General features: G+C 71.6%; 10 protein-coding genes. 6 read left to right on the top strand and 4 right to left on the bottom strand.

The genetic code is table 11. The features are described from left to right. Nucleotides 1-358: 358 nt before the first annotated feature. Together H180DRAFT_RS01705 and H180DRAFT_RS01700 are read left to right on the top strand one after the other, a co-directional pair. Nucleotides 359-793, top strand: a complete 435-nt coding sequence (locus H180DRAFT_RS01705) for an SSI family serine proteinase inhibitor (RefSeq protein ID WP_055484131.1) — start codon at nt 359-361, stop codon at nt 791-793. A gap of 281 nt (nt 794-1,074) precedes the next feature. After that, complete coding sequence (locus H180DRAFT_RS01700) at nt 1,075-1,461, top strand: VOC family protein (RefSeq protein WP_055484130.1); 387 nt, start codon at nt 1,075-1,077, stop codon at nt 1,459-1,461. Nucleotides 1,462-1,632: 171 nt separating this feature from the next. On the opposite strand, the gene H180DRAFT_RS29660 is transcribed toward H180DRAFT_RS01700, so the two are convergent. Both H180DRAFT_RS29660 and H180DRAFT_RS01685 read right to left on the bottom strand, forming a co-directional pair. Next, complete coding sequence (locus H180DRAFT_RS29660) at nt 1,633-3,762, bottom strand: DUF2029 domain-containing protein (protein ID WP_175437703.1); 2,130 nt, start codon at nt 3,760-3,762, stop codon at nt 1,633-1,635. Between the two features lie 298 nt (nt 3,763-4,060). Beyond that, nucleotides 4,061-7,246: a serine hydrolase gene (locus H180DRAFT_RS01685; RefSeq protein ID WP_055484129.1), complete on the bottom strand. Its 3,186-nt coding sequence runs from the start codon at nt 7,244-7,246 to the stop codon at nt 4,061-4,063. Between the two features lie 228 nt (nt 7,247-7,474). Between H180DRAFT_RS01685 and H180DRAFT_RS01680 the strand changes: the two genes are divergently transcribed. The 3 genes from H180DRAFT_RS01680 to H180DRAFT_RS01670 all read left to right on the top strand — a co-directional run bounded on the left by H180DRAFT_RS01680 (nt 7,475) and on the right by H180DRAFT_RS01670 (nt 9,963). Beyond that, nucleotides 7,475-8,278, top strand: coding sequence for a GOLPH3/VPS74 family protein (locus H180DRAFT_RS01680; protein WP_055484128.1), 804 nt, complete (start codon nt 7,475-7,477; stop codon nt 8,276-8,278). A gap of 477 nt (nt 8,279-8,755) precedes the next feature. Then, entirely contained in the window at nt 8,756-9,616 is an 861-nt protein-coding gene (locus H180DRAFT_RS01675) for a helix-turn-helix domain-containing protein (RefSeq protein WP_055484127.1), read from the top strand. A gap of 137 nt (nt 9,617-9,753) precedes the next feature. Next, entirely contained in the window at nt 9,754-9,963 is a 210-nt protein-coding gene (locus H180DRAFT_RS01670; RefSeq protein ID WP_074466549.1) for a DUF397 domain-containing protein, read from the top strand. Nucleotides 9,964-10,164: 201 nt separating this feature from the next. On the opposite strand, the gene H180DRAFT_RS01665 is transcribed toward H180DRAFT_RS01670, so the two are convergent. Then, on the bottom strand, nt 10,165-11,259 hold the full coding sequence (locus H180DRAFT_RS01665) for an ADP-ribosylglycohydrolase family protein (RefSeq protein WP_055484126.1): 1,095 nt from the start codon (nt 11,257-11,259) through the stop codon (nt 10,165-10,167). A 108-nt stretch (nt 11,260-11,367) separates the two neighbouring features. Continuing rightward, complete coding sequence (locus tag H180DRAFT_RS01660; RefSeq protein WP_055484125.1) at nt 11,368-13,968, bottom strand: bifunctional FO biosynthesis protein CofGH; 2,601 nt, start codon at nt 13,966-13,968, stop codon at nt 11,368-11,370. A 131-nt stretch (nt 13,969-14,099) separates the two neighbouring features. Here H180DRAFT_RS01660 and H180DRAFT_RS01655 point away from each other — a divergent pair, with 131 nt between their 5' ends. Beyond that, on the top strand, nt 14,100-14,711 hold the full coding sequence (locus tag H180DRAFT_RS01655) for a hypothetical protein (RefSeq protein WP_055484124.1): 612 nt from the start codon (nt 14,100-14,102) through the stop codon (nt 14,709-14,711). Nucleotides 14,712-14,990: the final 279 nt, after the last annotated feature.

The raw sequence follows: 14,990 nt of genomic DNA, 5'->3' as shown, positions 1-14,990 counted from the left end.
CCGGAGCGCGGAGTGGGCCCGCCCCCTTCCCGCAGCCTTCACCGGGCCTGCCTCTCGCCTCGCCGGCGCGCGGGTTCGCCGTCTTGCCGGCGGTCCGCGCGCCGGTCAGCACGTCCCCGCGCCGGGCGCCGGTCGCTCGTCACGTCCGTCCGTATGCGGCCCGGCGTAACTCGTTCCGGTCAACGTGCGGCGCCGAGCGCGACGCGCGCCCTCTCCGGCGCGTTGCCGCACCAAGGGGACCGCAGGACCGGGCGGCCCACCCGCCGCGCTCTCGCGGCCCGTTCGCGCAGCCCGGCCCGCTCGCGTTCCCCGCGTTCCCCGCGTTCCCCGCCGGCGTCCAGGAGTCCAGGAGTCCACGATGCTGATCCGCCGCCTCGCCCTCACCGTCACCGCACTGACCTCCGCCCTCACCGTGAGCCCCGGCGCGCTCGCCGACGCACGCCACGGTCAGGTCGACCACCTCACCGTCACCGTCGCGGAATCCGGCGGTGCCACCGCTGACGGCACCTACGAGCTGTACTGCCATCCCACTGCCGGCGACCACCGGGACGCCGAGGAAGCGTGCGACAGGCTGGACGAGATGACCGTCTGGGGCAAGGACCCCTTCGCCCCCGTGACCCCCGGCATGCACTGCACCTTGCAGTACGGGGGTGCCGCCAGCGCACATGTGCGCGGCGTCTGGGCCGGAAAGCGCGTCGACGCCCACTTCAACCGCGAGAACGGGTGCGAGATGAAGCGCTGGGACGCCCTCGTGCCGCTGCTGCCGCACACTGGCATGCGCCCGCCTTCGTGACAGGCCTCGCGCGATGCCGTGGCCGGCCGGGCTGCCGCGCAAGTCTGCGTGACGGGCGCCGGCGCCTTCGTGACCGGACCCGCGGCCTCGCGGGATGAAACGCGTCCCCCGACCGCCGGGACTACGACGAAAGACCGAAACCGGACGCGAAATCAACCGCGGCCGGCCTCCGTTGGAACCGGGTGCAGGCAGGACAGGCACCGACGGCGCCGGGTCTCCCGGCTCCGGCACGTGCCACGGACCGAGTGAAGCTGCCACGGACCGAGTGAATGGGGAGAGACATGGCCGTCCGGCTCAACCACACGATCGTCCACGCCACCGACAAGAAGGCCTCCGCCGAGTTCCTCGCCGGTCTGCTGGGGCTGGAAGTGCAGCCCCAGTTCGGCCCGTTCCTGCCGGTGGTCGCCGCCAACGACGTCACCCTCGACTTCGCGGACGCCGGCGAAGGCGGCGTCACGCCGCAGCACTACGCGTTCCTGGTCTCCGAGGACGAGTTCGACTCCATTTTCGGCCGCATCGAGGACGCGGGGCTGACCTACTGGGCGGACCCGTACCGGCAGCGCCCAGGCGAGATCAACCACAACGACGGCGGCCGCGGCGTCTACTGGGCCGACCCGGACGGGCACTCCATGGAGATCCTCACCCGCCCCTACGGCAGCGGCGGCTGACAGCAGTCGCTGCCGCGACTGACAGGGGTGACTGACAGCGGTGACTGACAGCGGCGAGGCGCCCGGCGCCCCGCCGCTCCTCCCCCGGCGGTGCCTGCGCCGCGTGCACAACCGCCGGTCAGCGGCCTGCTGGGGTCGGCGGGCGGCCCGTCCGGGCGGCCCGCCTCCCCGTCAGCGGTCGTCCGCGTCGGCCGACGGCGCCTGCCCGCCGTCCCCGCCGGTCCCCTCCGCCGGACCGATCCTGGCGCCCCCGCTCGGACAGGTCGTACCGCGGGGCAGCTTGTAGGGCGCCGCCAGCCGGTACGTACCGGGGCGCGGCGCCTCCAGCAGGGTCCAGGTGTCCGTCACAGGCTCGTCCTTGCCGGGCGGCGGCGGCCCGCCCACCTGCGGCCTGGCCTTGCGCACACACCCGTGGCGGTTCGGCTCGCCCGGCTCGGGAGCCTCGATGCGGCGGCCCTTCGCATCGACGAGGCCCAGCCACGGCGACCACGGAATCCGCACGAGCACGGCTCCGCGATGCGGCACCCGCACGCTCACCTCGCCCGCGCCCGCGTGCGTCACGCTCGCCGGCGGCTCCGCCATCGGCTGCGGATCGGCGACGCGGAAGAGCCGCCAGTGCACGCCGCTCCAGATCTCCTTCAGATAGGGCTGCCCCCTGCGGACGATCTCGGCCTCCTCCTTGCCGGCCCCGTCCGGGGGCGAGGAGGGGAGCACCACGTAGTGCACCGCCCACCGCCGCAGCCACTTGTGGTAACTCTCCGCCGTCAGGTTGCCGTTCTCGTAGAAGAGCGGGTTGCGGTCGGTGTCGGCCTGCCTGTTCCAGCCGCGGGCGAGATTCACGTACGGGGCGAGCGCCGACGCCTCGCGGTGGCTGCGTACGGGCACCACCTCCACCCGTCCGCGTGTCGCGTCGACGCTCTTCAACTGCTCGACGAGCGGACGCAGTTCAGCGGTCCAGGCATCGTCCGGAGTCGTGGCGAAGACGTCGTAGGAGGGCTTGCCGATCTGCCAGCCGACCGCGACCACGAGAGCGACGGTCATCGCCACGCCGCGACGCGACCGCCAGTCGCGGACGACCAGCGGAGCGGCCGCAAGCAGGATCACCACGCCGAACAGCAGGCTCAGGCGTTCCACGTTCGACCCGACCTGCGAGGGGATCAGCCACGTGAGCACGGCGCCGGCCGCGTACACCAGCGCACCGAGCCGCACGGTGCGCCAGGAACGGGGCACGAACAGGTAGGCGGAGACGGCTCCGGCGAGCGGGAAGAGGACCGACCACCACGGGATCGGCTGCACTCCCTGGAACGGGAAGAGGACGGCTGAGAGCGCCACCACGACGGGGGGTGTGACCGCGAGCGAATAGGCGGCCTGGCGGCGCCGGTCGAGGAAGAGGGCGGCGGCCACCACTTCGAGGAACAGCCCGGCGACGGGACTGCCCGTCGTCGCGAGCGCCGCCAGCAGGGCCGCGGCGGCGCCCCGCGCCAGCCGTCCCTTGCCGGCGCTGCGCCACCAGCGTCGCGGCCACGCCCACACCATGGCGACGGCACCGAGCGCGAAGAGCACCCCGAGAGCGAAGGTCACGCGTCCCGATGCGGCGTTGCACGTGAAGGAGAAGGCGCCCCACAGGGCGGGCACGAGCGGCCTGCGCAGAACCCGCCGGAGGATCAGCGCCAGCAGCCCGGAGGAGAGAACCCCGGCCAGTATCAGGGTGCTTCGCACTCCGAGCCAGGCCATGAGGTAGGGCGAGAGAACGCTGTACGAGAAGGGATGCAGCCCGCCGTACCAGGCGAGGTTGTAGGCGGAGTCCGGGTGCTCCCCGACGAACTCCGCCCACGCGTCCTGAGCCGCCAGGTCGCCGCCGCCGCTGGCGAGCAGCCACAGCCACACCAGGTGCAGGGCGGTCGCGAGCAGTACGGGTGAGGCGACGGGATGACGCAGCAGTTCCCCCGCGTGCCGCAGCACGGACGAACGGGGGCGCCGCCGGGCGGGGTCACGTGTCCGGTCCCCGTCGCGGACGCGCCCGCGGTCAAGATCGGGGTCGGGGTCGCGGTCGTGGTCACGGTCGCGATCGGGGTCGGGGTCGGGGGCGCGTTCACGCTCGCGGTCGCGGCCGCGGTCACTGACACGCTCGGGGTCGGGATGACCCGTCTCGCGCCGGGGCGCGAGGGCGACGTCCGCGCCTGTGCCGGTGTCGGCCCGCGCGTGCTGGTCAGCGGCGGTACGGGGCTCCGCGTCGGCCTCGCCACCGGACTCCGGGGCGGGGGCCGTGGCGGGGGTGCCGGACTCCGGGGCGGAGGTCACGTCCCCTCCCCGGCCGTCAGGGCCGGGGCGCGGGCGCCGTGACGGCGCCCGCCTGCGGGGCCGGGCGGCAGTGCCCTCGCGGGCGCCGGCGTCCGGCTCCCGCCTGGGTCCGGGCACGGTGCCGGTGTCCGTCCCCGTGGCGGGAACGGGCAACCCGTCCCCGGGACTTATACCGGCGTCGTCGCCTTCCGGCATCTGCGGCTCCTGCACAGTCGGCACTGCGCTCTCTCCCCGTACGGCTCGGCCGGCCTCACCCCTTTGTGAGCCGGGCCCCTCTCACCGGGTCATGTCACCCGGGTCACAGGATTCTGGTCAACTTCGCCCCGAAGCCCGGCTCCGTCATGTCTTCCTTCAGCGTCACGGGCACCCTCACCTGGCCCGGCCCGTCGCCGATGGTCAGCGTGCCGGCCCTGTCGCCCGCCTTCCCCTCGTGGGGCAGGGTCCTGCCGCCGTCCGTGAGCCCGAGTTCGACCTTCAGGCCGGACCAGCCGACGGCCGAGACGTCCCGGGACGCGACCACGGGTGTCCTGCCGCCGAGCTGATCGTCCACGTAACCGACGACCTCGCCCTTCTGCACCACCTTCTGCGCGCGCAGCGAGTCCTGCGCGGCGTCGATGAGCTTCTTGCTCTCGGCGAGCACGGTGTCGAGTATCGACGGCTCGTACTGCCCGAGCACGGCACCCACGATCAGCTGCTGCGTCCCGCCGACGTTCTTCTCCGCGGCGAAGAGCAGGTTGCCGCCCGCCTTCGTGGTCGTACCGGTCTTGATTCCGACGACCCCGTCCAGCGGTACGAGCTTGTTCCAGTTGCCGTGCTCGTCGCCCTTGGTGTCGGTGTAGCCGGGCATCCGCACGGTCTCGCGGAACAGGTCGATCCCCATCGCCTTCTTCGCGAGCTTCACCTGATCCGTGGCGGTACTCACGGTGGAGGACGTCAGGCCGCTGGGGTCGGTGTACTTGGTGTTCTTCATCCCCAACTGCTTGGCGGCGGCGTTCATCTTCTTCACGAACGCCTTCTCCGAACCCGCGTCCCAACGCGCCAGCAGACGTGCCACGTTGTTGGCGGACGCGATCATCACCGCCTGGACCGCCTCCCGTTGAGAGAGCGTGTCCCCCTTCTTCACCTCGACGGTCGACTCGTTCTGGGCGCTCAGTCCCGCCTCGTCCTCGGCCTTCTTGTCGACGGTGATCTTCGCGCCGCCCGAGCCCTTCTTCACTGGGTGGTCCCGGAGGATGACATACGCGGTCATCACCTTCGCCACGCTCGCGATGGGCACCGGCTTCTGCTTCCCGGACGTGCCGAACGAACCGAGGCCCTGCACCTCCAGCGCGGCCTGCCCCTCGGACGGCCAGGGCACGGTCGGCTTCGCCCCCTTGAAGCTGTGGGTCGGCGAGGCCGACAGCGACAACTCCGGGTCGGGCAGCGGCCGTACGGCCTGTGCGATGGCGAAGACGATCGCCAGCAGCACCGCCAGCGGCGTCCAGATCTTGATCCGGCGCACGGCGGTGCGCAGCGGAGTCTCCGGCTTCGGAGGAGTGTTGGTCAGCTGGGCGAGCAGGTCGATCGGCGCCTGGTCCGGCCGCACCTGCTGCCGGGTCAGCTCGGCCTCGGTGAGCTCAGGCTGCTCGACCTCCGGCGGCAACGCGCCCGCGGTGGGCAGCCCCTCGGGCTTCGGCGGCACGGCGGTGCCGGGCTCACGCTTCGGCCGCGGGGGCGCGTCGGCCGAACGCAGCGGCACGAACTGACTCGTGCGCTCCGCGTCCGACTCGGCGCCGGACTTCGGCAGAGGGGCCACCCGCGGATCCACGGGCTCGGCAGGCTTGGCGGGCTCCGCAGGCTTGGCGGACTCGGCGGGCTTTGCCTGCTTTGCGTCCGCACCCTCCGGATCGTCCTCGCCGTCCTCCGCTTCCTTGCCTTCGTTGCCGTCCTTGCCGTCCTTGGCGTCTCCCGACGCCCCGGAACCGGCGGTCCCGTCCCGGTCGTCGGCCTCACCGCGCTCCCGGGGCTCGACGGTACGGAAGGCGGTCGTCGGCTGGTCGACGCGACCGGTACGGCCACCGTCGTCCTCGGCGGAGTCCTTCGCGGAGCTGTCGGCAGCCGCAGCGTCCGGCTCCAGAGCACGGAAGGCGGTCGTGGGCTGGTCGACGCTGCCCGGCCCCTCGCCCGCCCGCGCGGAATCGTCAGCCTCGTCCGGCTCCTTGGCTCCGCCGAGCCCGTCGGGCTCTTCGAACCCGCCGGCCTTCCCTGCCTGTTCAGCCTTCCCTGCCTGTTCAGCCTTCCCTGCCTGTTCAGCCTTCCCTGCCTGTTCAGCCTTCGCGGCCTGTTCAGCCTTCGCGGCCTTCTCGGCCTTGGCGGCCTTGGCGGTTTCCTCGGCATGCTTGCCGTGACCGGCGGCCGGCTCGCCGTCCGCGCCCGGCCCGTCACCGCTCGGTTCCGGTGCCGACTCCGACTCCGGCTCCGTTCCCGGCTCCGGCTCGGGCTCCGGTTCCCTCGCGTCCGGCGGCGTTGCGGACCCGTCCTCGCCGGCGCCGCCCTCACCCTCGTCGGCCGTCAGCGGCTCCCGGGCCGCACCGGAGTCCGCGACGGCATCCGCTTCTTCCGCTTCCGGCTTCTCCGCCGGCTTCTCCTCGGCCTCTGCCGGCTTCTCTTCGGCCTTCTCCTCTGCCTCTGCCGACTTCTCTTCGGCCTTCTCCTCGGCTTTTCCGTCCGCTTCCCCGGTTTGCGGGGCTTTGCCCGAGCCGAAGAAGGCCGCGGTCATGCGCTCGGCCCGCCTCGCGGCCTCCTCGCTGTCCGTCGCGGCCGCGGAATCGTCAGAGCCGGGCCGTACAGTCCTGAACATCGCCGTGGGGTGGTCGGTCTCGCCCGTGGGCTCCGCGGAGCCCTCAGCGCCGCCTGAGCGCCCTGAGGCCGTTGAGGCGGCTGATGCCTCCGGTGCGTCGGCGGACTCCGGACGCAGGGGCGCCTCGTCCGCCGGGATTTGGCTTGAATTCTTCTCCCCTGCGCCGGACTTCCCCGGTCCGTATCCGGCACCCCCGGCGCCCTCGCCGTCCCGGACCGCCTCGTCCGTGGCCTCGCCCGGCTCGTCGTCCGTGCCCGCGACCCATGCCGCGACCGCGGCCCTCAAGCGCGCGTCGTTGCGCCCGGCACCGCCGGACCCGCTCGCCGCGTCCGCGGCATCACCGGTGTCGGCGTCCGCGGCGTCGTCATCGGCGCCGACGCCGTCGGCGGCTTCCGCTTCCGGGCCGCCCGAGGCGTCGGCGACGTCCTCGGCAGGCGTGCCGGAGTCGTCGTCCACGGCTTCGTCACGGGCTTGGCCCGGCACGTGGGCGGAGTCGGCACGGGCGGCATCCGGCTCCCCGGCGCTCTTCCGTTCGCGCTTCTTCCCGGACTTCTTCCCGTCCGCGGGCGCAACCACCCGACCACCTGCCGCCGTCTCCCCCGACGACTCCTTGCGCTCCACCTTGTCGGGGGACTCGCCCGCCACCGATGCCTCCTGCTGATGAATGCTCGCCGCTCGCCGTAACAGTTAACAGTGTCCTGCGCGCCTCGCCCCCCATATCGCGCGGGGGCTCCGGCAAGGTCACGGACTGGTCTCTACGACCGTGCAGACGAGAACGACATACCTACTGGTTCCGTCCATAACGCCCAGGCACTCTCGACAGACCATTGTGAGAGGGGTCACCCTGTCAGACATCCACGCGGGGAGGCATGGATGGGCAGGAGCCGCAGAACTATTCCGGAGGAGCTTCTGCTGCTGGCTTTGGACCCGGCCACGGGCACCACGGCACAGCCGCAGTCGCTTGACCTCGGCCTGGCCGGGGCCCAGCTCGTCGAGCTGGCTCTCGCAGGACGTATAGCCCCTGACGGGGACCGTATCGCCGTGGTGCTGCCACGGCCGACCGGAGATCCAACTCTGGACTCCGCACTGGAGTTGCTGCGAAGGCGTGGCAGTCCGGTGCGCGCCGTCCACTGGATCGGCGGACCCCGGTTGGGGCTTCGCCAAACCTATCTCACACACCTGGAGCGGTGCGGCATGGTGCACGCCGTATCAAGCCAGATGTGCGGGGTGTTGCCGACAACGCGCTACCAGGCGACGGAGACGACGATCAGCCGGGAGATCCGAACCCGGCTGGATGCCGCGATCCGTACCGGCGTACCACCGGACCCGCGGACGGCGGCGCTTGCAGCGCTGGCCCACGCGGTCGGGCTCGGCAAGCACCTCTATCCCGGCAACGAGGGGCGCTCGTGCCGCTCCCGGCTCCGGGATCTGATAAGGCACGACCCGATGGGCGGTCTCGTCGCGCACGCCGTGATGGATGTGCAGAACGGCGCAGGGGCGCAGCCCCGGCGTGCGGCGGGCAACGGCGCGGCCGGGGCTCCGGCACCGCCCGCCGCCCAGAGCGGTCGTCAAGCGGCGGCGCGCGCGGGCGTACCCTCCGGGCACGTCCAGTCCAGGCAGGTGCCCGAGAAGGCACGGCCGGGCATCGGCGGGATGGTCCGCGCCGGCGCACGCTGATCACGGGGTGCGCGTGAGCGCACCCGGCACAACCGGCACCGCGTCAACGCGCGTGCCGGCGCCGCGATGACGCGCGGGGTGGTGGTCCGGCTGTCGACGAGGACGGCCGGACCACCACCCCGCGCGCATGCGCATGGGCGGACGAGCGCGTACGGACCGTGCCGGGGAGGCGGGAGGGCAAGCGCTCCGCCCTGCACCGGGCGGCGTGAGAACTACCCTGATCTGCAACGGCGTTGGCGGCAAGGGGCGCGCACGGGTGGATGTGGGCGATGCGGTGTGCGCCCGCTGCGCGACGCGCACCGTTTCCGCGCCCTACCGTCCCGCGAGCCGCAGGATTTGCGGGCTTCCTTCATGGCCGTAACCCGATGCGCCCGTGTGCCCGGCTCCGCACCCTCTGTTGCCAATCGCCAGCGAAATCGCTCACGGTAGTGGCAATCTACTTGAAAGTAGTCGTACTTACGCGGAGGTGCACCCCCAGTGGCGTCAAACGTCAACCCCACAGTCCGGCGCCGCCGCCTGGGCCAGGAGCTGCGCCGTCTCCGCGAGTTGAAGAACATGACGGCCGAGGAGGTCGCGGACCGTCTGCTGGTCTCGCAGTCGAAGATCAGCCGTCTGGAGAACGGGCGCCGCAGCATCAGCCAGCGCGACGTGAGGGACCTCTGCGGTGTCTACGAGGTCGAGGACAAGCGCATAGTCGAATCCCTGATGCAGATGGCCAAGGAGTCCCGCCAGCAGGGCTGGTGGCACGCGTTCGGTGACATCCCCTACAGCGTCTACATCGGCCTGGAGACGGACGCGGCCTCCCTGCGGGTCTACGAACCCCAGGTCGTGCCGGGCCTGTTGCAGACGCGGGCGTACGCGGAGGCCGTCTGCGAGGGCGCGCAGCCCGAGGCGTCCCCCGCGGACATCGAAAAGCGCGTGCAGGTGCGCATGCGGCGCCAGGAGCGGATCAGCGACTCTCGGCATCCGCTGCGGCTGTGGGCGGTGCTCGACGAGTCGGCGCTGCGCCGCCAGGTGGGCGGCCGGCAGACCATGATCGAGCAGTTGGAACGGCTGAACGAGGTCTCGCAACTGCCGCATGTGACGGTTCAGGTGATGCCGTTCTCGATGGGCGCGCACCCCGGCGTCAACGGGCAGTACGCGATTCTCGAGTTCCCCGACACCTCGGACTCCTCCGTCGTGTATCTGGAGGGCGTGACGAGCGACCTGTATCTGGAGAAATCGCACGACGTGCAGAGTTACAGCGTCATGTACGAGCATTTGCGCGCCGAAGCTCTCAACCCGGACCAGACACGTGAGTTCATCGAGAATGTGGCAAAGGACTATGCCCGTGGCTGAGCGGCGGGGAGCGTACACCCTGCCCTGGAGTGCGTGAAGTGTCGTGGTGAATATGCCATCCGGTCGAGTGAACGGCCTCTTCGCTTTGGGAAATCGAGGCGTACGGTCGCTCACGGAGTCGAACAACCGGAGCAGACATGGCAATTCAGCAGGGAAACACGAGAGACTGGTTCAAATCGAGCTACTCGGCGAACGGTGCGTGTGTCGAGGTGAAGTCCCCTACCCGGGATGCGGTGGCCGTACGTGACTCGAAGGTTGCGGACGGGCCGTCGCTGGCCTTCCCACCGCGGGCCTGGACGGGCTTCGTGACCGGTGTGTGCGACGGAGGTTCCGTCCGCACCGGCTGAAGCACCGCCCCGGCCTCCAGCCAAGAGCCCTCTCGACCGGTCCGCCGTCCCTGCCGAGGGGGCTCTTTCCCGTCCGGGAGGTACGCGCGCGACGAGCCGGCGACCTTCCCCGTGAGGAGTCAAGTCAGACTCAGGTCAGACTCAGGTCAACTTTGCACAGGTACAGTTCCGCGGTTCGCGCAAGTCGTTTCAGGGTCGCGGTCACGCCCGCGGGTAGCGGGTGAGCCACGCCTGCGAGGCCGCGCCCGGGGCGTGCAGCGCGGGCCCCTGGGTCATCTCCATCGAGAAGTCGTCGGCCAGTTCGAGCACCGTCGCGCGCCCCTCAAGCTCCGCGACCCACGCGGGCGGCAGCGCCGTCTCCCCGTGCACGGTGCCCAGAAGGTTGCCGCAGACCGATCCGGTGGAGTCGCTGTCGCCGCTGTGGTTCACGGCGAGCAGCAGCCCGTGCCGTACGTCCTCGGCGACCAGCGCGCAGTAGACGCCGATGGAGAGCGCCTCTTCGGCGGTCCTGCCCTCTCCGAGCGACTCCACCCGTTCCGGCGACGGCATGCCCTGGCGCACCGCGCCGAGCGCCCTCTTCAGGGCGTCCGTCGTCTCCTCGTGGCCCGGCCGCGTGGCGAGCTGGGCCAGCGTCTTCTGTACGGCGTGGTCGAGGGTGTCCTTGCGGGCCAGGGAGTGGATGATCGCGGCGAACGCGCCGGCCGCCAGATATCCCGTGGGGTGCCCGTGCGTCTGGGCGGCGCACTCCACGGCGAGCTGGAAGACCAACTGCGGCTCCCAGCCCACCAGAAGCCCGAAGGGCGCCGAGCGCATGACGGTGCCGCAGCCCTTGGACTCGGGGTTCTTGGGCCTCTCCAGAGTGCCCATGCGCTCGTCCGCGAGTCCGCTGAGGCAGGTCTTGCCCGGGGAGCGCTGGGCGTACAGCCACTCCTCGCGCGCGAGCCAGCCGTCCTCCTTCTTGCGCTCGTCCGGACCCCAGTCCCGCTGCGTCGCGGCCCACCTGAGGTAGGCGGCGTGTACGTCTGTGGGCGGGTGCCAGGCGCCGGTGTCCCGGCGTACGTGCGCGCGGATGAGGCCGTCCATGGTGAAGAGCGTCATCTGGGTGTCGTCCGTGATGGCGCCGCGCCGGCCGTAGGCGGGCACGAAATCCGTCACTCCGGCCTGCCCGTGGGCCTGCCGGATCGCGCTCAGCGAGTCGGACTCGATGCCCGCACCGAGAGCGTCCCCGATCGCACCGCCCAGGAGGCAGCCTCGCACCCTGCTGCGGAAATCCTGCTGCTCGGTGCGGCCCCACATGGCATCACCGCCGGAAGCGGCCACGTCTCTCTCCAACCGGTACGGCTGACGGGTAAAGGCTGCCGGGGAGGTCAGCCCCTCGGCAGCTCAGCACTCTAGAACGCCGGTTCAGTTTTCCAACACCGGGAGGAGTTCCGGAAGGTGCCCGTCGGACCGGTGGGCGACCGCCGTGCGCTCCTCCGGCACCTGACCGTACAGCGTCGTGCGGGCACGCGCCGGACGGCCGGCGGCCTCGGCGATCGCGACGAGGTCCTGGATCGAGCGGTACGAGCCGTAGGAGGAGCCGGCCATCCGGGAGATCGTCTCCTCCATCAGCGTGCCGCCCAGGTCGTTGGCGCCGGAGCGGAGCATCTCCGCCGCGCCCTCGGTGCCGAGCTTGACCCAGCTCGTCTGGATGTTCGGGATGTACGGGTGCAGCAGAAGCCTCGCCATCGCGGTCACGGCACGGTTGTCGCGTGCCGTGGGGCCCGGCCGGGCGATGCCCGCCAGATAGACCGGCGCGTTGGTGTGGATGAAGGGCAGCGTGACGAACTCGGTGAACCCCTCGGCCCCCTTGGCGAGCGCGGACTGCTGGATCGCCGCGAGCCTGCGCAGATGGCCTACCCAGTGACGGGGCCGGTCCACGTGCCCGTACATCATCGTCGAGGACGAGCGGATGCCCAACTCGTGTGCCGTTTCGATGACTTCGGCCCACGTGTCGGCCGGCAGCTTGCCCTTGGTGAGGATCCAGCGCACCTCGTCGTCGAGGATCTCGGCCGCGGTGCCGGGAACGGAACCGAGGCCCGCCTCGCGTGCCCGCAGCAGCCACTCGCGGATCGGAAGACCGGTGCGGCTGGCGCCGTTGACGACCTCCATGGGTGAGAAGGCGTGCACATGCATCTCCGGCACGCGCTCCTTCACCGCGCGGGCGATGTCGAAGTACGCGGTGCCCGGCAGGTCCGGGTGGATGCCGCCCTGCATGCACACTTCCACCGCGCCCACGTCCCAGGCCTGTTGGGCGCGGTCGGCGACCTGGTCGAGGGAGAGCGTGTAGGCGTCGGCGTCGGTGCGGCGCTGGGCGAAGGCGCAGAAACGGCAGCCCGTGTAGCAGACGTTGGTGAAGTTGATGTTGCGCGTGACGATGTACGTCACGTCATCGCCGACGACGTCGTGACGCACCTCGTCGGCGATGCCGCACAGCGCGTCCAGGGCCGGCCCGTCTGCGTGCATCAGCGCGAGGGCCTCGTCGTCGGTGAGCCGGGTCGGGTCGTCGGCCGCCGTGGACAGGGCCGCACGGACGTCGGTGTCGATCCGCTCGGGCGCCATGCCCGGCCGTGCGGCCTCGCGCAGCGACTCCCAGTCGCCGTAGACCTCGTCGAAGTCGTCGCGCCTGTCGGCGGTCCGCCCGTCGGTGTCGATGGTGCGGTGCAGGTCGGTGCGGCCCGACGGCGCGAGGTAGCCCTCGTCGGGTTCCTGCCAGGGCCGGCCCTCGACGGGCGCGTCCTCGCGGGCCAGGCCCGTCTCCGGTTCGACGAGTGCGTTCACGTGCGGCAGCAGCCGCGGGTCGAGCCACGGTTCGCCGCGCTTGATGAACTCCGGGTAGACCGGGAGCCGTTCACGCAGCACGAAGCCGGACGCGGCGGTGCGCTCCGCCAGGTCGTCGATCTGCGGCCAGGGACGCTCGGGGTTGACGTGGTCGCGGGTGAGCGGAGAGACCCCTCCCCAGTCGTCGATACCGGCGTCGATGAGCATCGCGTACTCCCCGTCGACGAGGTTCGGCGGCGCCTGGATCCGCGCCGAGGGCCCCATGATGTGCCGTGCGACGGCGATCGTCGCGGCCAGTTCCTCGAGTTCGGCGTCGGGCATTCCGCGCATGGCCGTGTCCGGCTTGGCGCGGAAGTTCTGCATGATGAGTTCCTGGATGCCGTGGTACGCGCGCTGGATGCGGCGCAGTGAGAACAGGGACTCGGCGCGCTCCTCGTAGGTCTCACCGATGCCGATCAACAGCCCTGTGGTGAAGGGGACGTTGGAGCGCCCGGCGTCCTCCAGGACGCGAAGCCGCACCGCCGGCTCCTTGTCCGGGGAGCCGTGGTGCGGGCCGCCGGGCTCGCTCCACAGCCGCTCGGCGGTGGTCTCCAGCATCATGCCCATGGACGGCGAGACGGGCTTGAGCCGCTGGAAGTCGGACCACGAGAGCACCCCGGGGTTGAGGTGCGGCAGCAGGCCGGTCTCCTCCAGGACGCGGATGGCCATGGCCCGTACGTACGAAAGCGTGTCGTCGTAGCCGTGCGCCTCCAGCCACTCACGTGCTTCCGGCCAGCGGTCCTCGGGCTTGTCGCCGAGCGTGAAGAGGGCTTCCTTGCAGCCCGTTTCGGCGCCTCGGCGGGCGATCTCGAGTACCTCGTCCGGCGAGAGGAACATGCCGTGACCGTCGCGGCGCAGCTTGCCCGGGACGGTGACGAACGTGCAGTAGTGGCACTTGTCCCGGCAGAGCCGGGTGAGCGGTATGAAGACTCCGCGCGAGTAGGTGATCACCCCGGGACGGCCGGCGGCTTCCAGTCCGGCGTCCCGTACGCGGGCCGCGGAGCGGGCGAGTTCGGTGAGGTCGTCTCCGCGTGCCTGGAGCAGGACGGCGGCTTCGGCGGCGTCGAGGGTCACGCCGTCGCGGGCGCGCCGGAGAGCTCGCCGCATGGCGTTGGCGGTGGGGGCTGCCTGCGCGTTCGAAGTCATGAACCGAGCATACGAGCGGCCCCGTCGGGTCTCCGGAAGCGGACGCTGCGGCCAATGTCACATCGTCTACGGTGCTGCGTGACACACGGCCGCTCGCCAGGGCGGCCGTTTCGCCAACTACGGGGGAATTTATGCGAGTTCGCTTTGTCACGACCACCGCCGCGCTGGTCCTCGCCGTACTGGGCGGGGGCCCGGTCACGGCGCACGCGGCACACAGCGGGCCGGCCGGCGGGACTCCGGACCGGATCTCGGCGGCGGCCTCCGGCGGGACGTCGGCGGGGGCTCCCGACGGGGCCGGCGGCGACGAGGCCGAAACGCGGGCGGCGCCCGGCCGGATATCCGGCGGAAGCAGCAGGGGCGGCACGACCAGCGGCTCCTCCGGTTCGAGGACGAGCAGCACCACGGGCGGCAGCAGGACCAGCAGCGGTACGAGCAGCACGGGCGGAAGCCTCGGCAGCACCGGTGGGAGCAGCAGTACGAGCAGCTCCGGCGGCACGGGCGGCACCGTCAGCACCAGCGGCGGCGTCAGCAAGACCAGTTCGGGCGGCTCCTCGAAGGGCACGTCGAGCCTCGGCGGGGCGACGACCACCACGACCAGCTCCGGCGGTCACGGCAACCCCGGGTCGGAACGCAAGAAGAAGAGCAGCAGCCGCTGGTGGCTGTGGCTGCTGGTGCCGCTGCTCATCGTCGTGGTCGGGGTGGTCGCACTCGTCCTCGTGATCGCGGCCCGGCGCCGCTCCTGACGGTCGCGACCGGGCCGTGTCCGCCCGTCGCCGCGGGTGCATCCGGAGTTTTCCACAGGGGTTCCCCCGCCCGTCTCCCGCGCGTACAACAGTGACTCGTGGGCGTCACAGGGGACCACGCCCGCGTGCAAGTGGGGGGCACACATGCCATGCGTGGAGAGACGCGACATGCTCTTCGGCAGCGACAGGACGGGCGGGAACGCCGGAGGCAGCGGCGGGAGGGGCACGAGCGCCGGATCGCCGGAGGCGCCGACCCTGATCCGGCAGCCGCAACGATCG

It is taken from the genome of Streptomyces sp. WMMB 322 (genome assembly GCF_900090145.1).
Lineage (GTDB): Bacteria > Actinomycetota > Actinomycetes > Streptomycetales > Streptomycetaceae > Streptomyces.
Note: the sequence above shows the minus strand (reverse complement) of the source record. Positions and strands in the feature narration are given on the sequence as shown.

Bases quoted from the DNA above. Each gene is read 5' to 3' on its own strand.
- H180DRAFT_RS01680 (WP_055484128.1), top strand. From the start codon at position 7,475: ATGGGCAGGAGCCGCAGAACTATTCCGGAGGAGCTTCTGCTGCTGGCT.
- H180DRAFT_RS01670 (WP_074466549.1), top strand. From the start codon at position 9,754: ATGGCAATTCAGCAGGGAAACACGAGAGACTGGTTCAAATCGAGCTAC.
- H180DRAFT_RS01700 (WP_055484130.1), top strand. From the start codon at position 1,075: ATGGCCGTCCGGCTCAACCACACGATCGTCCACGCCACCGACAAGAAG.
- H180DRAFT_RS01705 (WP_055484131.1), top strand. From the start codon at position 359: ATGCTGATCCGCCGCCTCGCCCTCACCGTCACCGCACTGACCTCCGCC.
- H180DRAFT_RS01660 (WP_055484125.1), bottom strand. From the start codon at position 13,968: ATGACTTCGAACGCGCAGGCAGCCCCCACCGCCAACGCCATGCGGCGA.
- H180DRAFT_RS01655 (WP_055484124.1), top strand. From the start codon at position 14,100: ATGCGAGTTCGCTTTGTCACGACCACCGCCGCGCTGGTCCTCGCCGTA.
- H180DRAFT_RS01665 (WP_055484126.1), bottom strand. From the start codon at position 11,259: ATGTGGGGCCGCACCGAGCAGCAGGATTTCCGCAGCAGGGTGCGAGGC.